The 20,705-nt window shown below is 71.7% G+C and carries 20 protein-coding genes; 15 read left to right on the forward strand and 5 right to left on the reverse strand.

Annotation, left to right across the window (positions count from 1 at the left end):
* Positions 1-3 precede the first annotated feature (3 nt).
* Genes ABD208_RS05465 through ABD208_RS05480 form a run of 4 tightly spaced genes read left to right on the forward strand, consistent with a single transcriptional unit; the run spans position 4 to position 3,769 of the window.
* A complete protein-coding gene (locus tag ABD208_RS05465) occupies positions 4-576 on the forward strand; it encodes a hypothetical protein (RefSeq protein ID WP_344100349.1) in 573 nt (190 codons plus the stop codon).
* A gap of 43 nt (positions 577-619) precedes the next feature.
* Positions 620-1,333 carry a YcnI family copper-binding membrane protein gene (locus tag ABD208_RS05470; RefSeq protein ID WP_344100351.1) on the forward strand — a complete coding sequence of 238 codons (714 nt, stop codon included), beginning with the start codon at positions 620-622 and terminating at the stop codon, positions 1,331-1,333.
* A 4-nt stretch (positions 1,334-1,337) separates the two neighbouring features.
* Entirely contained in the window at positions 1,338-3,122 is a 1,785-nt protein-coding gene (locus ABD208_RS05475; protein WP_344100353.1) for a copper resistance protein CopC, read from the forward strand.
* Positions 3,119-3,769: a DUF1775 domain-containing protein gene (locus tag ABD208_RS05480; protein WP_344100355.1), complete on the forward strand. Its 651-nt coding sequence runs from the start codon at positions 3,119-3,121 to the stop codon at positions 3,767-3,769. Before ABD208_RS05475 ends, ABD208_RS05480 begins: the two co-directional genes overlap by 4 nt.
* A gap of 91 nt (positions 3,770-3,860) precedes the next feature.
* On the opposite strand, the gene ABD208_RS05485 is transcribed toward ABD208_RS05480, so the two are convergent.
* Positions 3,861-4,979 (reverse strand): zinc-binding dehydrogenase, encoded by a 1,119-nt coding sequence (locus ABD208_RS05485; RefSeq protein WP_344100357.1) that lies wholly within the window; start codon positions 4,977-4,979, stop codon positions 3,861-3,863.
* A gap of 371 nt (positions 4,980-5,350) precedes the next feature.
* On the opposite strand from ABD208_RS05485, the gene ABD208_RS05490 reads away from it, so the two are divergent.
* The 5 genes from ABD208_RS05490 (at position 5,351) to soxR (ending at position 11,660) form a co-directional block, all read left to right on the forward strand.
* Complete coding sequence (locus tag ABD208_RS05490; RefSeq protein WP_344100359.1) at positions 5,351-6,229, forward strand: fumarylacetoacetate hydrolase family protein; 879 nt, start codon at positions 5,351-5,353, stop codon at positions 6,227-6,229.
* 82 nt (positions 6,230-6,311) lie between these two features.
* Entirely contained in the window at positions 6,312-7,649 is a 1,338-nt protein-coding gene (locus ABD208_RS05495) for a M15 family metallopeptidase (RefSeq protein WP_344100361.1), read from the forward strand.
* A gap of 52 nt (positions 7,650-7,701) precedes the next feature.
* Positions 7,702-9,081 (forward strand): MFS transporter, encoded by a 1,380-nt coding sequence (locus ABD208_RS05500; RefSeq protein ID WP_344100363.1) that lies wholly within the window; start codon positions 7,702-7,704, stop codon positions 9,079-9,081.
* 93 nt (positions 9,082-9,174) lie between these two features.
* Entirely contained in the window at positions 9,175-11,169 is a 1,995-nt protein-coding gene (locus tag ABD208_RS05505) for a serine/threonine-protein kinase (RefSeq protein WP_344100365.1), read from the forward strand.
* Positions 11,166-11,660 carry a redox-sensitive transcriptional activator SoxR gene (gene soxR, locus ABD208_RS05510; RefSeq protein WP_344100367.1) on the forward strand — a complete coding sequence of 165 codons (495 nt, stop codon included), beginning with the start codon at positions 11,166-11,168 and terminating at the stop codon, positions 11,658-11,660. The genes ABD208_RS05505 and soxR overlap by 4 nt, the downstream gene beginning before the upstream one ends.
* 111 nt (positions 11,661-11,771) lie before the next feature.
* On the opposite strand, the gene ABD208_RS05515 is transcribed toward soxR, so the two are convergent.
* Positions 11,772-12,254, reverse strand: coding sequence for a low molecular weight protein-tyrosine-phosphatase (locus ABD208_RS05515; protein ID WP_344100369.1), 483 nt, complete (start codon positions 12,252-12,254; stop codon positions 11,772-11,774).
* Between the two features lie 123 nt (positions 12,255-12,377).
* Between ABD208_RS05515 and ABD208_RS05520 the strand changes: the two genes are divergently transcribed.
* On the forward strand, positions 12,378-12,821 hold the full coding sequence (locus ABD208_RS05520; RefSeq protein WP_344100371.1) for a type II 3-dehydroquinate dehydratase: 444 nt from the start codon (positions 12,378-12,380) through the stop codon (positions 12,819-12,821).
* 84 nt (positions 12,822-12,905) lie between these two features.
* Here ABD208_RS05520 and ABD208_RS05525 read toward each other — a convergent pair whose 3' ends face one another.
* From ABD208_RS05525 to ABD208_RS05535, 3 genes are all read right to left on the reverse strand, one after another.
* A complete protein-coding gene (locus ABD208_RS05525) occupies positions 12,906-13,748 on the reverse strand; it encodes an arylamine N-acetyltransferase family protein (RefSeq protein ID WP_344100373.1) in 843 nt (280 codons plus the stop codon).
* A 41-nt stretch (positions 13,749-13,789) separates the two neighbouring features.
* A complete protein-coding gene (locus ABD208_RS05530) occupies positions 13,790-14,440 on the reverse strand; it encodes a hypothetical protein (RefSeq protein ID WP_344100375.1) in 651 nt (216 codons plus the stop codon).
* Between the two features lie 74 nt (positions 14,441-14,514).
* Positions 14,515-15,120 carry a SatD family protein gene (locus ABD208_RS05535; protein WP_344100377.1) on the reverse strand — a complete coding sequence of 202 codons (606 nt, stop codon included), beginning with the start codon at positions 15,118-15,120 and terminating at the stop codon, positions 14,515-14,517.
* A 157-nt stretch (positions 15,121-15,277) separates the two neighbouring features.
* On the opposite strand from ABD208_RS05535, the gene ABD208_RS05540 reads away from it, so the two are divergent.
* The 5 genes from ABD208_RS05540 (at position 15,278) to ABD208_RS05560 (ending at position 20,697) form a co-directional block, all read left to right on the forward strand.
* Positions 15,278-15,859 carry a Pycsar system effector family protein gene (locus ABD208_RS05540; protein ID WP_344100379.1) on the forward strand — a complete coding sequence of 194 codons (582 nt, stop codon included), beginning with the start codon at positions 15,278-15,280 and terminating at the stop codon, positions 15,857-15,859.
* A gap of 314 nt (positions 15,860-16,173) precedes the next feature.
* A complete protein-coding gene (locus ABD208_RS05545; protein ID WP_344100380.1) occupies positions 16,174-16,923 on the forward strand; it encodes a hypothetical protein in 750 nt (249 codons plus the stop codon).
* On the forward strand, positions 16,920-19,088 hold the full coding sequence (locus ABD208_RS05550; RefSeq protein ID WP_344100382.1) for a hypothetical protein: 2,169 nt from the start codon (positions 16,920-16,922) through the stop codon (positions 19,086-19,088). The genes ABD208_RS05545 and ABD208_RS05550 overlap by 4 nt, the downstream gene beginning before the upstream one ends.
* Complete coding sequence (locus tag ABD208_RS05555; protein ID WP_344100384.1) at positions 19,085-20,140, forward strand: hypothetical protein; 1,056 nt, start codon at positions 19,085-19,087, stop codon at positions 20,138-20,140. Before ABD208_RS05550 ends, ABD208_RS05555 begins: the two co-directional genes overlap by 4 nt.
* Entirely contained in the window at positions 20,137-20,697 is a 561-nt protein-coding gene (locus tag ABD208_RS05560) for a hypothetical protein (RefSeq protein WP_344100386.1), read from the forward strand. Before ABD208_RS05555 ends, ABD208_RS05560 begins: the two co-directional genes overlap by 4 nt.
* Positions 20,698-20,705 lie beyond the last annotated feature (8 nt).

Consider the following 20,705-nt stretch of genomic DNA (forward strand, 5'->3'; position numbering starts at 1 on the left):
CCGGTGAATTCCCCCGGGACCGGATCCCTGCACCTGGTGCGGGTCGCGCTGCTGACGGCGGCGGTCCTCGGGTTGACCACCGGGCTGCACGGCGCGGTCGGGGGAGCGACGCCGCAGGTTGTGCCGTTCCTGGCGCTGGGGGCGGTGACGTGCGTCGCGGTGCGGTGGATCGCCCGGCAGGAGCTGAGCTTCCCCCGCCTGCTCGCGGTCCTCGGCCCGGTGCAGGTCCTCCTGCACCTCGGCCTGGAGGGCGCGGCCGCTCCCGGCGGCGCCCCGGCCGTGGCGGCCCATGCCGCCCATGACCACGGTGCCGTGGCCGCCGAGGCGTCCGCGGCGTCGTCGTCCCTGCTCATGGTCGCCGCGCACGTGGTGGCGACCTTCGCCGTCGCCCTGGTGCTGCGGTACGGCGAGGCGGTGCTGTGGCGGCTGTGGGCCTGGCTGACGTGCCGCACGCTGCCCGGGCGGCCGCGCGCCGTCGTCGTCCCGCGGGCGTTCCCGCATCCGGACCTGGCCACGATGCGCGAGCCGGCCGCGCCCTGGAAGGCACGGGGGAGGGCGCCGCCCGCGGCGGCGTGACCACGACACCCCCTTCCCCCTTTCGAAAGGCCAGAAAAACCCCATGCGTACCTCCCTGCGCGCCCTCGGCGCCACCGTCCTTGCCACCGGCCTCGTCCTGGCGGGCGCCACGGCGGCGTCGGCCCACGTCACCGTCACCCCGAGCGGGACGGCGGCCGGCTCGTACGCCCTGCTGACCTTCGCGGTCCCGCACGGCTGCGAGGGCTCGGGCACCACCAAGGTGTCCATCCAGATGCCGGAGCAGATCATCGCCGTCACCCCGAGCGTGAACCCGTCCTGGGACGTGGAGAACGTGATGGAGGAGCTCCCCGAGCCCGTCGAGGACGGGCACGGCGGCGAGTACACCGAGCGCGTCGCCGAGGTGGTCTACACCGCGCACGACCCGCTGCCCGACGGGCTGCGCGACGCGTTCGAGCTGTCCCTCAAGCTCCCGGAGACCGAGGGGGAGACGCTCGCGTTCCCGGTGGTCCAGGAGTGCGAGGAGGGCGAGACGGCCTGGGTGCAGCCCACGCAGGAGGGCGCCGCGGAGCCGGAGTACCCGGCCCCGTACTTCGCGCTGACCGCCGCCGAGGGCGGCGCGCACGGCACGGTCGCCGAGCCCGCCGGCCAGGAGGTCGCGGACGAGGCGTCCGGCGCCGCCGCCGCCTCCACCACCGCCGGCTCCCCGGCGCTGACCTGGATCGCCCTCGCGCTGGGCGCCGCGGGCTTCCTGCTGGGCCTGGTCGCGTTCCTCAAGACCCGCCGCGCGCGGGACTGACGAGATGCGTCCCTCGCGCCGGTGGGTCGCGGTGCTGGGGAGCGCCGTGGCCGGGATCCTGCTCGTCCTCCTGCCGAGCGTCCCGGCCACGGCGCACGCCGTGCTGACCGGAACCGACCCCGCGGACGGCACCGTCCTGCAGGAGGCACCCGCGCGGCTCACCATCAGCTTCAACGAGCCCGTGCAGGCCGTCGCCGACGCGACGACCCTCCTGACCGCCCAGGGCGACCCCGTCGCCGCGACCGTCAAGGCGGTCGACGACGACGTCGTGGTCACGCCCGCGCAGCCGCTGGCCGACGGCACCTACGTGGTGGCGTGGCGGGTCGTCTCCCTGGACTCGCACCCGATATCCGGTGCGTTCTCGTTCTCCGTCGGCGCCCCCAGTGGCACCCCGGCGGACGTCACCGCGGCCGTCACCGCGCCCGCCGAGCCCGGTACCGCCGTGACCGTCGCGCGCGCCGTCACCCAGGCCACCGGGTACGCGGGCACGTTCCTCGTGGCGGGCCTGGTGGTCTTCGAGCTGTTCGTGCTGCACGCCACCCCCGGCGCCGTCCCGGTGCTGCGCCGCCGGATCCGGCGCCTGCGGCTCCTGGCCCTGCTCGCCGCCGCCGTCGCCCTGGTGGCCGGCGTCCCCGTGACGGCGGCCTGGCAGGCGGGCGCCGGCCTCGCCGACGTCCTGGCCCCCGGCACCTGGGCGGCCGGCCTCGCCTCCGACACCGCCCTCGCCGGCGGCCTGAACCTGGCAGGACTCCTGCTCGCGGCCCTCGCCGCGCCGCGCGCGTCGTCGGACGGCCCCGCGGCTGGCGCCCGCACGCCGGGCCCCCTGCGCCGGATCACGCCCGCCGCGGCGGCGGGACTCGCGCTCGGCGGCTCCGCCCTCGCCCTCGGCGCCCTCGTCGTGACCGGCCACACCCGCACCTTCGGGCCCTGGTGGCTCGTGCTCGCCTCCGACCTGACCCACGTCACCGCCGGTGCGGTCTGGCTCGCGGGAGTCACCGGGCTCGCCCTGGCCCTGACACCGTCGTCGGGCCTCGACCCGCGGCGGGCGGCCGTCACCGTCACCCGGTTCTCCGCCCTCGGCGCCTGGCTGGCGCTCGTGGTCGCCTTGACCGGCCTCACCCTCGGCTGGCGCATCCTGGGCACCCTCGAGGCCCTTCTCGGCACGGACTACGGGCGCTCGCTGCTGGTCAAGGCGGGCCTGGTGCTGTGCGTCGTGGCGCTCGCGGCCTGGAACCGGTACCGGCTCGTGCCCGCCGTCACGGCCGGCGCGACCACCGGTGGTACCGCGGGCGGGACCGCCGGCGCGGCCCGCGCCCTGCGCCGCACCGTCCTGGCCGAGGCGGTGCTGCTCGGCGCGGTCCTGGCGGTCACGGGGGTGCTGGTCTCGAACAGCCCCGTGCCGGCCGCGACGGACGCGGGGGGTCAGGCAGCCGCGGCGTCCGGCGGCGCCCCGGCCGCGCCGGAACCGGCGCAGGCCACCCAGGAGACCGGCGACGGGACGATCACGGCCCGCGTCACCCCGGGCGGCCTCGGCGTCAACGCCCTGGAGATCGAGATCGTCGGGACCGACGGCGAGCCGCTGGAACCCGTCGAGCCGCCGGCGGTCGCCGTCACGCTCGCGGACCCGGCGATCGGCCCGTTCACGCCCGCCGTGAACCCCACCGGCCCGGGCACCTACGAGGCCGTCGTCGACCTGACGATGCCCGGCTCCTGGACGGTCGCCGTGAGCGTGCGCACGTCCAAGTACGAGAACCCCGTCGTCGACGTCCCCGTGGAGGTGACGCAGTGAGACCCACCGCAGCCCGGGGCCCGGGGGTCGCCGTGGCGGCCACGGCCCTCCTGCTGATGCCCGCCGCCCCGGCGTCCGCGCACGTCAGCATCGGTGAGGTCGCCCCCAACGGGGACGGCACCACCACCCTCACGTTCGTGTTCGACCACGGCTGCGAGGGCTCGCCGACCTACGCCCTGCACATGGACGTCCCCGAGGGCGTCGAGGCGCTGTCCGCCGGGACGCTCCCCGAGGGCTGGAACGCGGACGTCCAGCCGCAGCACGTCGCCTGGACCGGCCAGCCGGTCCAGGACGGCGACACCGCCACGATGACGCTCGACGTGCGGGTCACCGGCCGGCCCGGGCAGTCGTTCGCCTTCCCGACGCAGCAGGTCTGCATCGAGGGGCACGCCGAGTGGACCGACCCCGACCCGTCCGGCGAGATGCCCGCCCCCGCCTTCGTGGCGACCGGCGCGTCGATCGGCGAGAGCGCGGCCCCGCCGGCCGGTACCCCGTCCGCGCCGGCACCCGGGGCGAGCCCGGCGCCGGCCGCCGCCCCGGCGGACGCCACGATCCCCACCGGCCCCCTGATCGCGGGAGTGGCCGGGATCGCCGCGGCCGCCGGCATCGCGGGCGCCTGGGTCACGGCGCGCCGCCGGCGGGCGTGACCCACCCCGGGGCAGGGCCCGGGGCGGGCAGGTCCCGGGCCCCGGGGCCGCCGCGGTCACGCCGGCGGCGCCGGGCCCCGCGGGCCCGGCCTCACACCAGCACGACCTTCCCCGTCGTCCGCCGCTCCTCGAGCTCCCGGTGCGCGCGGGCCGCCTCGGCGAACGGGACCCGGTGGGTCAGCACCCGCCAGCGGCCCGAGGCCGCCGCCGCCAGCGCGCGCTCCTGGTACGGGCGCTGGTCGCCCATCGGGGGAGCGTCCGGGCCCACCGCGTAGCGCACGACGACGTCGTCCGGCGCCGGCCCGCGCCCGAGGCCGCCGCCCGCCTCCGGGGAACCCGCCGCCCACGACGTGTACCCGTTCGGCGCCCCCGAGGCCCACCCGTACGCGATCAGCCGCCCGCCGGTCCGCAGCAGGGCGGTCGCGGCGGTCCCCAGCTCCCCGCCGACGCCGTCGAACACCACCGTCGCCGACCCGCCGTCCGCCGCGTCGTCCCCGGTGAGCCCGGCGAGTGCCTCCCGCGCGGCCGCCACCCAGCCCGGCGCCGTGTAGTCCACCCAGGCGATCCGGCGCCCGCGGTCCGGCACGAGCCAGGACGGGCCGGTGTCGCCGGGCGCGCCGTGCGTGCCGCCGGTCAGCTCCCGCAGCACCCGGAGTTTCGCCTCCCCGCCGGCCAGGGCCAGCACGCGTGCCCCGACGGCGAGGGCCTCCTGGACGAACAGGCTGCCGAGCCCGCCCGCCGCGGCGGTCACGACGACGACGTCGGCCGGTGTCAGGCCCGCGACGTCGAGCGTGTACACGGCCATGCGCCCGGTGCCGATCATGGCGATGGCGTCGGCCTCGCCGAGCGGCCCGCGGGGCCCGTCGGGGATGCGGTGCAGGGCCGCAGCGTCCACGACGACGCGGCGTGCGTACCCGCCGCCGCGGGCCACGGCGCCCAGGTGGGCCGCGACCCGCGTCCCGGTCCAGGACGCCGGCACCCCGGCCCCGGTGCGGCTCACCACGCCCGCGACCTCGCGGCCCGGCACGGCGGGCAGCTCGGGCAGCGCGAGCGGCCCGGCCACGCCGCGCCGCAGGGAGGTGTCCATCAGGTGCACGCCGTGCGCGACGGCGTCGACCAGCACCTGCCCGGGGCCGGGCGCGGGATCGGGCAGATGGCCGACGACGAGGTTCTCGGGCGGGCCGAAGGCGTGCAGCAGGATCGCTTCCATGCGCACATCCTGGGACCTCAACCCAGGTTGAGGTCAACCGGCGGGTACGAACGATTCGCGCGGCGTCGTGCACCGGCCGGATCGTGCAAACTGGTCGCGGGATTATAAAGCACACAAGAGAGATCTGCTCTCTCGGGGGTGAGAAGTCAGCAAAATCTTCCATCTGCCCGATAGCGCGTGCTATTAATTCGATGAATTCAGCCCACGACGCCCCTGATCGTCCTCGGCATGCGCACCCCGGACCACGTGCACGAGGCCGCCGCCCGGCCCGCCGCGCCCGCCCCACACGGGCCGCGCCGGACCGGCGGCACCGGGACCGGTCACCCGGCCGGGCCCGACCTCACCCTCCCTACGACACCAGGAGAGCAACCGTGCACCTGCTCCGCCTCGGCCCCCGCGGCCGCGAGATCCCCGCCGTCGAGCACGACGGCGCCACGCACGACCTGCGGCCCCTGACGGCCGACATCGACGGTGCCTTCCTCGGCCAGGACGGCATCGCCCGCACCCGCGCGGCCCTGAGCGCCGGCGTCCTGCCTGTCCTGCCCGGCGCCGCGGCCATCCGCCGCGGCGCGCCCGTGGCCCGGCCGGCCGCCGTGATCTGCATCGGCCAGAACTACGCCGCCCACGCCACCGAGTCCGGCGCTGAACCGCCGCGCCTGCCCATCTGCTTCCTCAAGCACCCCAACACCGTCGCCGGGCCCGACGACGACCTGCCCCTCCCGCCCGGCGCCACCACCGTGGACTGGGAGGTCGAGCTCGCCGTCGTCATCGGACGGCGCGCCGCCTACATCCCCTCACCCGCCGACGCGTGCGATCACATCGCCGGGTACACCATCGTCGACGACGTCTCCGAGCGCACCTGGCAGCTCGCCGACTCCCTCGGCCAGTGGTCCAAGGGCAAGTGCGCCCCCGGGTTCCTGCCCACCGGCCCGTGGCTCGTGCCCGCCGACGAGATCGACCCCCTCGCCCTGACCCTGCGCACCTGGGTCAACGGCGCACCCCGCCAGGACTCCACCACCGCCGACATGATCCACGGCGTCGACGAGATCATCTGGCACCTGTCCCAGTACATGACCCTCGAGCCCGGGGACATCATCTGCACCGGCACCCCCGAGGGAGTGGCCCTGTCCGGACGCTTCCCCTACCTCGGCGACGGCGACGTCGTCGAACTCGAGATCACCGGGCTCGGCAGGCAGCGGCACCAGGCCGCCGCCGTACCCGTACCCGACCGCGTCGGCGTCCTGCGCTGAACCCGGGACCAGGCGAAATCACCCCCTACGACCCCATCGCCGATTCCCGTTCTCCCAGGCACGTGCCGTAAGTTCGGTCGCTGTGACCGCGACGTCCTTCCCGCCGCCCCCTGAACCCGCCCCGCACGGGCAGGGCCGGACCGGTGCCTCCACCCCGGGCACGCCACAGGCGTTCCCGGGGCGGAGCGGAGGACTCCCCGTCCGGCAGCCCGGCGCCGCCCTGCCCCCCGCGGGCCCCCGCCCGCCCGCCCCGCAGCAGCCCGCCCCGCAGCCACCGCCGTCCCCCTGGCCCACGCCGCAGGCCCCGCCCGCCCCCGACCCCGGGACCGCGACCTGGTCGGCCCCCATGCTGACCGGACCCGCACGCAAGGAACCCCGCCGCAGACCCCGCCGGGCACGCACCGGCACCGTCGTCGTGACCGTCGTCGCCCTCCTGCTCGTCGGCACCCTCGGCGGCACCTACTACCTCCTCGACCAGGAAGCCGGCGACCTCACCGCCGAGGCCGGCACCGCCCGCACCCTCCTGGAGCAGTCCGACGGCCAGGTCGCCGACCCCGCCACCCGCGACACCCTCACCCGGGAACTCGCCACCGCCGACCAGGTCCTCGCCGGAACCCCCCTCCTCGAACGCCGCCCCGGCGACGCCGCCACCGCCACCGAGAACCTCGCCGCCGCCCAGGCCGGCGTCGTCTCCTCCATGATCGACCAGGCCCACACCCGGATCGCCGACGGCCGCCACACCCTCACCACCGCCATCGACACCGGCCGCAGAACCTACGACGCCACCGGCGAACTCGACGACCCCGCCCGCGCCACCGTCAAGAAGAAACTCGACGCCGCCACCCAGGCCGCCGCCGGCACCACCGACGACGCCCTCGCCGACGCCGACCTGCCCACCCTCCAGGAAGCCGTCACCACCCTCGGCAGGCACCACAAGGAACTCACCACCGCCACCGGCACCCTCGCCACCGCCCAGGACACCGCCGTCTGCCCCCAGCCCGACCAGCTCTGGAGCCCCGACAGCGGCCACCTCCCCGCCGACCAGCTCGCCACCATCCCCTGGGCCCCCGAGTTCCAGGTCCGCAAGGACATCCTCGCCTCCCTCGTCGCCCTCAACACCGAGTACAAGGCCCAGTTCGGCACCGACCTCACCATCAACTCCGCCTACCGCAGCTACGAGTCCCAGGTCGGCCTCGCAGGCTCACCCCTCGCCGCACCCCCCGGCTGCTCCAGCCACGGCCTCGGCCTCGCCGTCGACCTCGGCGGCGGCGTCCAGACCCACGCCAGCCCCCAGTACACCTGGCTCACGGAACACGCCGCCGCCCACGGCTGGGCCCACCCCCGCTGGGCCGACCCCGACGGCCGCCTCCCCGAACCCTGGCACTGGCAGCACGTGAAATCGCCCGAAGAAACCCTCTGACGGTCCGACCCCGCCACCTCCCGTTCACCCGGACCCAGGAGAGTTCCCACCCATGAGCGAGAACACCACCCCCGCCACAGGACTCCAGCGACAGGCGGACGCCCGCATCCCCCGCGCACGCGTGGTCGCCTGGGCCCTGTGGGACTGGGGCACCCAGCCCTTCCAGACCGTCATCACCACCTTCGTCTTCGTCTCGCTCTACCTCGTCTCCGACAGCTTCCTGCCCGACGACGTCGCGGCGCTCGCGGACGACGACCCGCTCAAGCTGCGGGCGAGCGCCGAGCTCGACGCCGGCATCGGCCTCGCCAACGCCGCGGCCGGGATCCTCGTCGCCCTGATCGCCCCCGTCCTCGGCCAGCGCGCCGACGCCACCGGCGGGCGCAAGCTCGGCCTCGGCATCAGCACCGGCCTCCTGCTCGCCTGCACGGCCGCCCTGTGGTTCGTCCAGGCCGACCCCGCCTGGTTCGTCCTCGGCGCGACCCTCATCGCGCTCGGGCACGTCTTCAGCGAGATCGCCGGCGTGAACTACAACGCCATGCTCGTCCAGGTCGCCACGCCGCGGACCGTCGGCCGGGTCTCCGGCTTCGGGTGGGGGATGGGCTACCTCGGCGGCGTCATCGCGCTGGCGGCCGTCGCGGGCGCGAACGCCGCCGGCTGGTTCGGGATGCCCGTGGACAACGGCGAGCCGTTCCGCTGGGTGGCCGTCGCCTGCGCGGTGTGGGGCCTGGTCTTCTGCTGGCAGATCTTCCGCCGGGTGCCCGACGTCGCGCCCGTCGCCGATCGCCCGCGCGTGAGCTTCCTCGCCGGCTACGTCGTGCTCGCGAAGGACGTCCGGGCGCTGTGGCGCGACTCCCGCACCACCTTCTGGTTCCTGCTGGCCAGCGCCGTGTACCGGGACGGGCTCGCGGGCGTGTTCGTCTACGGCGCCGTGATCGGCTCCAAGGCGTTCGGGTTCGAGACCGCCGACATGGTGGTCTTCGGCATCACGGCCAACCTGCTGGCCGGCATCTGCACCATGCTGGTCGGGCGGCTGGAGGACGTCGTCAAGCCGCGCGCGGTGATCCTGTGGTCGCTGGGGCTGATCCTCGTCTCGGGCCTGGGCGTGGTGTTCCTGCGGGACCTCGGGCCGGTCGTGTTCTGGGTGGGCGGGCTGATCCTGAGCTGCTGCGTCGGCCCGGCCCAGTCCGCGTCGCGCTCGTTCCTGGCGCGGGTCACGCCCGCGGGCAAGGAGTCCGAGATCTTCGGCCTGTACGCCACCACGGGGCGGGCGGCGTCGTTCCTGTCCTCGACCGCCTGGACGGTCACGATCGCGGTCGCCGGGGCGACGATCTGGGGAACTCTCGGTATCGTCGCCGTCGTGCTGGCCGGACTGGTTCTCATGGCGTTCGTCAAGACGCCGGCGGATTTCGCCTATTCAGGCGGGCGCCAGTAGCATCAGCCGGGCATAGCAGACACACTGTGGCACGTGGCAGCAGCCCTGCCGACGAACGGACCGACGACGGGATCTGACAAGGGGGATCGCAGCGTGCCGACCGCAACGAGCCCGGAGGAGCCGGCGTCGTCCATCACGGTGCTGCGCCCGGAGGACCCCCGCCACCTGGGCCCGTACCGGCTGCTCGGGGTGCTGGGCTCCGGCGGGATGGGGACGGTCTACCTGGGCCGCACCCCGGACGGCGAGAACGTGGCCGTGAAGGTCGTGCGCCTCGACCTCACCGGCGAGCAGGAGTTCCGCGAGCGGTTCGCCCGCGAGGTCGACGCCGCCCGCCGCGTCCACGGCAGCCACACCGCCGGGCTCGTCTACGCCGACCCGCACGCCCGCCAGCCGTGGATGGCCACGGTGTTCGTGCTGGGGCCCTCGCTGCGCGAGGCCATCCACGAGGGCGGGCCGCTGGACATCCACACGCTGCGCGCCCTCGGGCTCGGGCTGGCCGAGGGCCTGATGACGATCCACGCCGCCGGGCTCGTGCACCGCGACCTCAAGCCGGGCAACGTGCTGCTCACCGAGGGCGGCCCCCGGATCATCGACTTCGGCATCGCCCGCGCGCTGGAGGCCACCGCGCTGACCTCGGTGAGCCAGGTGCTGGGCACGGCGTCGTACATGTCGCCCGAGCAGGTGCGCGGCTTCGAGGCGGGCACGCCGTCGGACGTCTTCTCCCTGGGCTGCGTGCTGGCCTACGCCTCGACCGGGAACGCGCCGTTCGGCACGGGGCAGGCCGAGTCCGTGGCCTACCGCGTGGTGCACACGGAACCGGACCTCGAGGGCGTCCCGGCCGAGCTGATGGTGCTGGTCAGCGACTGCCTCGCCAAGGACCCGGCGCGGCGGCCGACGCCGCAGGAGATCGTCGAGCGCATCACCCGGCGCACCCAGCGCCCCGTCACGTGGCGCGCCACCCCCGCGATCAACACGATGATCGCGGTGCGCGCCAAGCAGGTGCGCGGCCTGGAGGCGCAGGCCGACGCCGAGCCCACCGAGCCCATCGCTCCGCTGCGGGACGACCTCGTGGGCCCCGGCCCCGTGCGGCCGCGGCGCGGGGCCACGAAGCTCGTGGCGGCGGCGCTGGCGGGCGTCGTGCTGCCGATCGGCGGGTGGATGCTGTACGAGCGGCTGGCCAACCCGTCCCTGACGACCATCGCCCCGGACGGCTGGTACTCGATGGAGGGCGAGCCGCTGCCGAACCCGCCGGCGAGCGGGCACTGGATCGAGATCGAGATCACCACGCCGTCGCCGGGGCAGCGGGTGCTCGTCGGCTACGCGGCGAGCGTGATCCGGGACGACGGCGGCCCCGCGGGCGGCGCCTCGGACGCGGCCGATCGCGGCGGCGAGTCGAGACCGTCGCGGAAGGGCCTCGTCGACACCCAGCAGGTCGGCAACGAGGAAGGATTCCTCGTCTCCACGCCGTGGCGCGGCAGGATCCCGGTCGACGCCTCGGTGCTCACCGTCGGGGCCACGGCGACGGGGGAGGGACAGATCAGCTGCGCGATCTCCGTCGACGACGAGACCGTGGTGACGTCGACGGACTCGTCGCAGACGTCGTGCCTGACGCCGTTCGACGGCGAGGACGCCCTCTCGCAGAACATCCGCAGCGCCGGTGCGACGCCGGTCCCGCCGGCGACGGTGCCGGGCAGCGGGCGGCTGCCCACGGAGCCGACGTCGGGGATCGTCACCGGGGACCCCCAGGAGACCGGGAGCCCGGGGGAGAGCGCCGGCGGCGCGAGCGGTTCCGGCGATCCCGGGGACTCGCCCTCGACGATGCCCGGCGCGGACGCCACGGGGAGCAGCCGCGTGGCGACCGGCGACACGGACGATGACACAGGCGATGACACGAGCGGCCCGACGGCCGGGGCCGATCCCGCCACGGGGACGGGCGCCGACCCCGGGACCGGCGGCACGTCGCCCGCCGAGCCGTCGGCGGCCGCCACGGGGGACAACACCGGGGGAGCGTCGTCGGGCCGCCAGAACGAGAACGGCAGCGACAGCGGCTCGAACTCGGGCCGGGGCGGCCGTACCCCGGCCCCATGACGGCCGGCGGCGCGCCGGACGGCGGGGTGGCGGGACACCCGGAGCTGACGGTCGGTGAGGTCGCGCAGCGCGCCGGCGTCACGGTGTCCGCGCTGCACTTCTACGAGCGCCAGGGCCTGATCTCCAGCCGCCGCACCAGCGGCAACCAGCGCCGCTACCGCCGGGACGTGCTGCGCCGCGTCGCGTTCATCCGCACCTCCCGGCGCGTCGGCATCCCGCTGGCGAGGATCGCGGAGGCCCTGGCCACCCTCCCGGCGGACCACGCCCCCAGCCGCCAGGACTGGGCCCGCCTCTCCCGCGCCTGGCAGGCGGACCTGGACGCCCGCATCGAGCAGCTCGCCCGCCTCCGCGACACCCTCACGGACTGCATCGGCTGCGGCTGCCTGTCCCTGCGCACCTGTGCCCTGGCCAACCCCGGCGACGCCCTCGCCGGCACGGGCGCGGGCCCCCGCCGGCTCCTGGTGGGCGGCCTGCCCGACGACGACGCCTGAGCCGGCGCGCGGCCAGGCCGCCCGCCCTCGCGGGTAAAAGTGTGCCAAGCGGCACCGGATCGCGAGGGCGCGCAGCAGCGCGACGTGCGATTCCGGGGCGCCGGGCGGCGCTCAGCTCGCCAGGGCCGCCTTGACGTGGGCGACGACGCCGTCGGCGGCCGCCTCGATCTCGTCGAGGCAGATCTCGAAGTCGGCCGGGCCGCCGTACCAGGGGTCGGCGACGTCCAGGGCGTGGTCGCCCAGGTCGTACGCGGCGGGGTCGAAGGTGCGGTAGAGGCGGACGTCGGCGCCGGGGGCGAGGTCGCGCAGCCGCCGGGCGTGCTGGTTCGTCATCGCGAGCACCAGGCCCCGGGCGGCGACGTCGGAGGCGATCGCGTGCCGTGCGACATGCGCGTCGCCCGCCGCGTAGCCGCGCCGGACGAGGGCGGCGCTGGCGCGGGGATCGATGGGGTTGCCGGCTTCCTCGTCGCTGACGCCGGTCGAGTCGACGACGGCGTCCAGCCCGGCGGCGTCGAGCCGGTCGCGGAGCACGATCTCGGCCATGGGGGAACGGCAGATGTTTCCGGTGCAGGTGATCATCACGCGGTAGGTCACCCGCACATTCTGGCGGAGTCCGCGCCGGACGTCGGTATCACGTTCATATCATCCGGATAAAAAAGTGTGCCAAGCGCTGATCAGCTCCCACGGCGAGGACCCAGGTCACCTACCCTCGAGCTCATGACGCGAGTGCTTGTCCTCAACGGACCCAACCTCGGCCGGCTCGGCGTGCGCGAGCCCGAGATCTACGGCCACGCGACGCTGGCGGACCTGGAGAAGGCGGCGGGGGAGTGGGGCGCCGGCCTGGACCTGGACGTCGAGGTGCGCCAGACCGACGACGAGGGGACCCTCATCGGCTGGCTGCACGAGGCGGTCGACACGCGGTCGCACGTCGTGCTCAACCCGGCCGCGTTCACGCACTACAGCTACGGGATGCGCGACGCGGCCGCCCAGGTGTCCGAGGCCGGCCTCACGCTGGTCGAGGTGCACCTCTCGAACCCGGCGACGCGCGAGTCGTTCCGGCACCTGTCGGTGGTGGCGGGCGTCGCGACGGGCACGATCGCGGGCTTCGGCTTCGAGGGCTACCGCCTCGCCCTGGAAGCGGTGGCGTCCCGCGTTGGCTGACCGGCCCGCGGGGGCGGTCGGTCGCTTGTCGCAGGATCGGTCGCCCGGGGGGCCGATCCTGCGACGTCCGGCCGACCGCCCCGGTCAGCTCAGCCTGGCCACCAGGCGCGCCGTCTCCTCGTCCGAGAGGTGCGGGTTCAGTTCGGCGAGCCATGTCGTGAGCTCGCCCGCCGCCAGGTCATGGTGCTCGGTGGCGCCGTCGTCGTGCCGGATCGTCACGGTGCCCGCGGTGAGCGTGACGTGGCGCCCGGTGAACCGCCGCGCGACGATGAGCTCGTGCGTGAAGTGCGAGGCGGGCGACGTGCTCGTGTAGCAGTGCCCGAGCTCCACGTCCGAGGGGCGCACCGGCAGCTCGTCGGTCGTGTGCTGCACCTCCCACATCTCGTTCCGCAGGCGCTCCAGGCGCCAGGCGGGGACGACGCCGTCGGCCGCCCGCACGATCCGGTACCGGTTGCCGTACTGCTCGTCGACGTGCCCGTCCTCCAGGGGGATCGGGCGCGCGACGCTCATCCCGAAGCCCGGGTCGCACAGCAGCCGCCGCCCGTCCAGCACCACCTCCACCACGAGGTGCGTCCGGCTGGTGACCGGCCCCTTGGCGGGATCGCCGACCCGGGCGAGCCGCCGGATCACCGTGTACCCGAGCCGTTCCAGCGCCGCGGACAGCAGCGTCGAGTGCTCGAAGCAGTATCCGCCCCGCCCGCGCCCCACGAACTTCTCGCTCACGGAGTCGAGGTCCACCCCGGGATGCTGCCGGAGCAGCACGTCGGCGTTGTCGAAGGTGAAGGTCCGCACGTGCCGCTCGTGGATCTCGTCGAGCGCCTCCCGGCTCGGCTCCCGCGCAGGGATCCCGAGCCGCTCGAGATACCCGTCGAGATCGAGCCGCTCGACACGCCACGCGCCGGATGAGGTCGAGATGCTGGTCGTCATGCCTGCATCCTGGATCCCCAACCGGGGTTGAGGTCAAGCGTTCAGGGAAGTCCGACGACGGCCAGCCCTGCGACTGCGACGAGCCAGCTGGCGAAACTGCCGATGAGGAAGTACTCCGATACCGGGTTCGGACGATCGCCTACCGTTGCGTTCCGGTCCGCCTTGACCTCGGGATAGCGAAGAAGTCCCTTGGCTGCGACGACCGCGGCAGCTGCGGTGAACGCGCCCGTCATGCCGAGCCCGATGATGAAGAGCCGCTCCATCGGCCCGAGCACACGGCCGCTCTTGAGCTTCCGCTCACCCGGAGCCGTCGGTACGCCGACGCTGTGCAGGACGAGCCGTACGATCACGTTCGCGGTCGACAGCTGCGCGAGCATGACCCCGGAGACGAGCAGCGTGCGATCGACGGGAATCTGGGTCAGCGGACCAGTCAGGAACGACGGCCAACTCGGTGCGGCACCGCCCAGCAGCAGTGCGCATGCCAGGCCCAGGCCCAGCCCGGTGAACGCGATGACACGAGAGAACGCACCGCCGCGAGCCGAGAGGGCATCCCCCGAGCCGAACACCCAGGCGGCGATCCCGCCGGCGAGCGGCAGCGCCACGAACCAGTCGCCGCCGGTTGTCCCGCCTGCTGCCAGGAGGAGTCCGAGCGCGAGCAGACCGATCACCAGAACGGTGAGCCGGCGCCGCATCGACGTGTCGTCGTCGGACGCACGGAACAGGTCACCGACTCCGAGCGCCCCGAGAAACGCTCCAACTACTGCCATCATCCTGCCTTTCCGAAGGTGACCTGTGCGTCATGCGCTGCCCGGACGCCCCGGGCGAAGGCTTGGCTGACCGCGGACTCCGTGATCTCCTCGACCTCGGCGATCTCCTTCTGCGTCTTGCCCTGGAGGGCGAGCAGGAGCATCCGGAGCTGACGGTCGTTGAGGGTGGCGACGAGCCCGTCCCTGGCAAGGAGGAAGGCGTTGACAAGATCCGGGTCGGGAAGGTCTGCGCTTGCAGGACCGGCGTAGAGAGTTCCGCGCTTGCCCTTGAGGCGGTCGATGGCATCCCGGGCCGTCCACCAACCCGGACCGTCCTGGAGGAGAGGGCTGCGATCGCCGTCGTGCACGGTCACGTCACCGCAGCCGAGGCCGAAGCGCATCTCGATGTCGGGCGCGAGCTCCAGCCGGATCAGGAGCGTGGCCAGCGTGGCATCGGCGATCGAGAAGAAGCCGCCCTGGATCTCGTCCCCGACGGTGGGTTCGAGCATCTGGGCCATGTCGATCACGTGGTTCACGCGCTCCAGAACCTCGCCGATGGTGCGCTGGGCACCAGCGCGGTCGGGGATCTTGCGGGACCCGACGAGGTCACCGATGAGCGTGAACATTGAAGCCTATTCCTAAAGTCCGCCGAACTTCAGCGCAGCACTGTTGCGTATGCGCAACCCTACAGGTCAGCGGGGTGTGTCGGTGCAGGACGCGGCGATTCCTCGCATCTAGGCTCCTGCACAGAAGGACATTTCGCCATCGGAAGGAGCTGCTGCCGTGCTGGGCTGGTGGAGTGGAGCGCGTGTCTTTCGCGAGCCACGGCGGGTGCCGGAGGCGCCCAGGCCGGATGGAGAGCCGGAGTCCGGCGGCTCGGCCGATGCCCAGTTCGTGCAGTCGATGCTTCAGCTCACCATTACGAACGCCGACGTCAAGACGAGTGTCCTCGTCGCGGCGATCGCGCTGACGTTCGGAGTCGGCACGCCCACCATCCCGTTCGCGCAGGCGCTTGTCCCGGGTGCATGGCTGGCGGTCGCCGGCGCGATGACCGGACTGGCGGCAATCGTGCTGTGCGGGATCGCCGGGATCCACCTCACCTTGTCACTCCGCCCGCGGATGAAGAACCGGGACTTCTCGCGGTACTCCCTTCCGGACATCGTCGAGGCGTCGGTGGACGACCTCGTCGCCACGCGCGTTCACGACGACCGCCGCGAGGCATGGATCCAGGCGAAGAATCTCGCGGACATCTCCGCGCAGAAGCATGCCCACATCCGCAAGGCGCTGGCGTATTACCCGCTTTCCGTGGTGCTCATGGTTCTTGCCGCTTCGATCGGGATCATCGTCAATGGCGCTCCGACGTAAAGCATCCTGTCCCATTATTGCGGTCGACCGGATATGACCAGCAGGTACGAAACCAAGCCACAGGTCGTCCTGGGCCACACCTAAAAACTCTGCAGCTCGAGCAAAGCGGCATGACGTATGTGCAACGGAGCAGGTGAGGGGCTTGCGCGATGAGAGTGCGACTGCTGCAATATGGTGCTGTCGGACTTCAGAGATTCAACGCCCCTGTACTACTGCATGTTCCGGGCCCTCGGCCCTTCGTACTGTCGTGACGTCTCCCTGGGCACCTGGAGGAATTCTTGCCGTCTACAGCAGCGGATCCATTGCATCGTGTGATGCTGGGCGTCGATCTTCGAGGATCGTCGGCAACCGGCCGCGAGCCGGGCAGGTCGTCGGCGTTGATCGACGACCTGATGGAAATTCTGGAAAATGCATTCGATGATGCCGGGGTGCCACGGCGCTCCTACGTCACTCAGGCACGGGGGGACGGTGGCCGGTTTGACTTCGACGGCATATCGCCTGTCACGATCCTGCGGGCGGTTCTCGGACAACTGTCCTCCCGGCTCCGAACTCACAACAGAAGCCGTTCAGCCAGTCAGCGCCTCGACCTCCGGCTCGCCCTGCATGATGGCTACGTCGTACCACGCAGAACCGACAGGGACAACAACGGGCCCGCTGCGAACCTGCTCCACGGCATCCTGGACTCGGCAGAGTTGAAGGGCCTTCTTGAGGTTCAGGATCAAGGTTGGGTGCTTGCCCTCAGCGAGTCCATCTGGTCGGGAATCCTCCGGCCCGGGTACGGCGACTTCGAGACAGCGACGTTCGAGCCGATGGAGATCGCGGTGAAGCACGGCTCGCCCGTCGCTGTCTGGACAACCAGCTCGATGAACTACCCGGCTGTCCCGCTTGCCATGGATCCGGGCGCGGAGAACCAGGCCGCCGAAGGTGTCCGTGCGGGAGCCGGGCATCCGGCCGAGAACCGGCCTGGTCGCGCAGGCGGCGTCTTCTTCGGCGGCCCGGTCACGATCTCAGGTGCCGGCGTGGTGGAAGGCGATGGGCACTTCGACCTACGGGGCCGAGCGTGACCCTCCGCGAAGCTGCCGAAGCGCCTCCGGAGCCCGCCGCCGTCCAGGCTGACGACAAGTACGACGACGATCATCCCGACGACGACCAGGACCGGGAGGCAGACGGTCAGTTCACCCAGTTCGCCGAGGTAGAGAGGGGCGTCAGGCGTTTCACCGCACGAGGAGCGGTTGCCTTCGACGCACCTCTCGACGTGCGCGGGGCCGCGGTTGTTTCCGGCGATCAGCACGTCTACCTCGACGGCCAGCGACAGCGCCGAAATCTGTCCACACCACTGTCACGTGACCTGATCGACCGCATGCGCCGCGTCGATGCGGGACATCCCGGTACGGATTCCGCGGTTCGGATCCTGCAGGAGCACCGGCTGTGTGTCCTCCGGGGGACCCGGGGGACCGGTCGCGGCTTCCTCGGACGCATCGTCGCAGCGAAGGTGGCCGAGACTGCTGGGCGCTGCCGCCTCCTGGAGCCGGGAACCGATCCGCGCGAACTTCTGGAGGAGGATTTCGAACCAGGGCACAGCTACGTGCTCGAGTCACCTGCGCTTCGCGCGGACCGGGCTCTGGCGGAGTTCACCCTCACGAATGTGGCATCGCTCCTGACGCAACGAGGGGCATATCTCGTCATCGTCGTCGACGATGCCACGCCGGTCGGGGACGCTTCCGAGCGCTGGTCGGTGTCCGTGACATCAGGACCGCCGCTGACGGAGGTCCTCCGGGCACATATCTCCGTGGACCTTCCGCGGCACTTCAGTGACGTCGTCGACGACCTGCTCAACGAGGCGCCGATCATCAACTGGCTGAGGAACGACGCACCGACACTCGGTGAAGTGGGTCGGATCGGCCGCGCTCTGGCCGGCGTCGCCCACGGGACCACGACGATCGACGCCTGTCTCGAACACGCTGTGGCTCGTGAACGTGAGCGCGTCAGAGACCTTCTCGGAGACAGCGGGAGCTCGCGGGAAAAGGAACTTGCCTTCGCGGTCGCGTTCTTCGGTGGTTTCTCGTACGCCACGATCTCTCGGGTCGAGGGAGTGCTGGCGGACGTGGTCCACGCTCGCTCCGGCAAGGAAGGAGCCAGGCCACGACACTTTCTTCGGAGCAGGGCCGAGCGGCTGGCTGCGATCGACGCAAAGTTCGAGACGGGTGTCGCCTCGAACGAGTACGGGTCGAGTCCCGCGGAGATCGTCGAGTTCACCCGGAACCAGACCCATGACGTTCTGATCGACGTGGCCTGGAAGGACTTCGATGCCTCGGAAGTGCTGATGGTATGGCTGCGCACGCTCGTGGTCAGCACAGATCCTGCCGTGCGAGCACGCGCCGCGCTCTCGATCGGGCGCCTCTCGCTGTTCGAGTTCGCGGACGTCGCGGAGAATGTGCTCCAGCCGTGGGGACGGTCGAACGACCCTCGCGAGCGTGGGGCGGCAGCCACAGCTCTCTGCGTCGCGGTCGAGGACGAACAGGTCGCCGGGCACGCACTCGGGCTCATCGAGTCCTGGGTCACCGGAACGCGGCGTCAGCGCATGACGGCAGCGCTTGCTCTCGGTCTGGCCGTACGCAACAACTGGCCCGTGGCAGCGATGGACGGGCTCGGCAGTCTGCTGGACACCGAAGACCCGGCAATCATCGGGGTGGTTCGCACGGGGATCGTGGGCGTCTTCGTGGTTCATCACGAATTGGTGCTCCAGTCGATCGACGGATGGCTGTCGGCGGCGACCGGACCACGGCGCAATGAACTCCTCAAGGTGTTCCTGCTTCTGTGCAACGACGCGACTCTGTCCACCCTCGAAGGCTCGAACGAGGCGCCGGCTGTTCTCACGGTCTTTGCGGGCGGGTCGGCAAATCGCCGTACCGGCAGCGAGAGCCCTGGACCTGATGCTGCCGTGCTCTCGCTCTGGCGCGCCGCTCTCAACGACACCGGCTTGCGAGACGACGCGCTGGCATGCCTGGGCATCTGGATCAAGAAGGCCGACCTGGATGCTTCCATGCGCGACATGGTTGTCGATCTGATCGTCCACATGGCCCCGACCAACAGAGAGATCGATCGCTTGAAGTATGCGCTGGAGAAAAAGACTCATGGCACGCCCCGGCCATCCGCGACGGCCAGAGCCGCACTGATGGCCTTGAGCAGCCGGCAAGGACCGAGACCACACCCGGAGGTATCCAGATGAGCGAAAGGCTGCTGGTTCGTGGCCCGTTCCCGATGAAGCGACCACGCGATATCCAGGGAGACGCCAGGCCTTCCGGTGACGAAACTGTCGTGGTATTCGGCAGCGGCGAGCCCAAGGTTCTTCAACCCGGGGAGTTGCCGACCTCCAGCATGAACTGGTTCCTGCGACAGCGGCAGGGTGAGTATCGAATCGTTCACATCGGAAACCGGATCGAAAATCTCGAGATCAAGGTGCCGAGCAGCACAACAGGATTCGATTTCATCTGCAATGCAAACGTTTCGTGGTACGCGAGTGATCCAATGAAGGCAATTCGTCATAACGGCACCGATCCAGCCAGAGTGATGGAGCAACGAATTCTTCCGATCTTGACGACCCTATCGAATAACTGCGGGATGGACGAGTACCACCTCTTCCTGTCAAAGATCCGGTCGGTGGATTTCACCGCGAAGATGGCTGACCTCCCGGATTTCGTCCGGGTCGAGTTCGTCGAGGTGACCATCGGGCGCGACGCCGAATGGCTTGAATTGCATCGCCGGCAAGCACTCGAAGGCATGAAGGTGGATGCGTACGACGAGATCATCAAGGGAGAGAGGACCATGGCAGCGGCCATGAGCCAGAACCCCGAATACGTGGCCAAGCTCGCGGATGTCGAGCTGAACGAGAAGATCGCCCGTCAGCAGATGGAAAGTCACGCAGCTCGCGCCACACTGGAATTCAACCAAAGAATGGAGGAGCTTGCCACGCGAGCTGGGATTCGCGAAAATGAGTTGAGATTTCGCGGACACCTTGCATCGCTTCATGCCCGGATGATTTCGAAAGATACCGAGCCCCACGAGATCCCTGGAATCTGGCAGGAGATGGAGGGTTTGCTCAATTCGATTGGCAGCACCGCGAGCGATGTCGATCCGATACTCGTCAACGATTCCACGCGCGAACAGCTGACGGCTGACAGCACCGAGAAGGACAAATCGTCGGGCGTTCCGGACGGCGGGCAGGCTGAGCATGCGGGTGACGGAAGCGAGAGCGAGACGATGCCAGGGGACGGGGGATGACCGAATCCGCCGAGGGGCTCGCGGATCTGTTCCTCTTCCCCTTCTCGTGGATCGAGTATCCCCTCCGGGTGATTGTTGCAGCGGTCGCAGGGGTGATCGTCACCAGGATTGGGCTCCGCTGGGTGGTTCCAACGGTTGGACGCGCGATCCGAGCTTTCGGCCCGATCGCCTCACGGCGGATCTGCAGCCTTCTGATGCTTCCGGAGTGGGTCCTGACCGACTGGTTCATACGAGCGAGCCGTCGGATCCCTGTCGGCCTCCGCCGTTACGGGGCCGCGGTCGAAGATCTCACCGACCTGTTCGTACATGGCAGCAAGGTCGTCGGAGGCGCGCTGGTCACCGTCCGCAGCGCCGGGCGCTCCGCCGCTGTCGGGTTGGTCGCAATCGTCATTATCCTGCTCAACGTCCCAGGAACGGATGAAGGCAGGCAGAAGGACGACGTACCCATCGTTCACTGGTGGGGTGAGTTCAGTGCGCTCTTCGAGGAGCCCGAGGAGCCAAAGGGCAAGCGGTCCGGCGATGAGGCCCGCAACGGCGTGGAGCAGGAAGGCAAGTGACCGGTGAG

It is taken from the genome of Myceligenerans crystallogenes (assembly GCF_039529775.1).
GTDB lineage: Bacteria > Actinomycetota > Actinomycetes > Actinomycetales > Cellulomonadaceae > Myceligenerans > Myceligenerans crystallogenes.

Coding starts and splice junctions, on each gene's coding strand:
- ABD208_RS05520 (WP_344100371.1), top strand. CDS start 12,378: ATGACGCGAGTGCTTGTCCTCAACGGACCCAACCTCGGCCGGCTCGGC.
- ABD208_RS05470 (WP_344100351.1), top strand. CDS start 620: ATGCGTACCTCCCTGCGCGCCCTCGGCGCCACCGTCCTTGCCACCGGC.
- ABD208_RS05525 (WP_344100373.1), bottom strand. CDS start 13,748: ATGACGACCAGCATCTCGACCTCATCCGGCGCGTGGCGTGTCGAGCGG.
- ABD208_RS05555 (WP_344100384.1), top strand. CDS start 19,085: ATGAGCGAAAGGCTGCTGGTTCGTGGCCCGTTCCCGATGAAGCGACCA.
- ABD208_RS05545 (WP_344100380.1), top strand. CDS start 16,174: ATGCTGGGCGTCGATCTTCGAGGATCGTCGGCAACCGGCCGCGAGCCG.
- ABD208_RS05535 (WP_344100377.1), bottom strand. CDS start 15,120: ATGTTCACGCTCATCGGTGACCTCGTCGGGTCCCGCAAGATCCCCGAC.
- ABD208_RS05500 (WP_344100363.1), top strand. CDS start 7,702: ATGAGCGAGAACACCACCCCCGCCACAGGACTCCAGCGACAGGCGGAC.
- ABD208_RS05485 (WP_344100357.1), bottom strand. CDS start 4,979: ATGGAAGCGATCCTGCTGCACGCCTTCGGCCCGCCCGAGAACCTCGTC.
- ABD208_RS05530 (WP_344100375.1), bottom strand. CDS start 14,440: ATGCGGCGCCGGCTCACCGTTCTGGTGATCGGTCTGCTCGCGCTCGGA.
- ABD208_RS05560 (WP_344100386.1), top strand. CDS start 20,137: ATGACCGAATCCGCCGAGGGGCTCGCGGATCTGTTCCTCTTCCCCTTC.
- soxR (WP_344100367.1), top strand. CDS start 11,166: ATGACGGCCGGCGGCGCGCCGGACGGCGGGGTGGCGGGACACCCGGAG.
- ABD208_RS05475 (WP_344100353.1), top strand. CDS start 1,338: ATGCGTCCCTCGCGCCGGTGGGTCGCGGTGCTGGGGAGCGCCGTGGCC.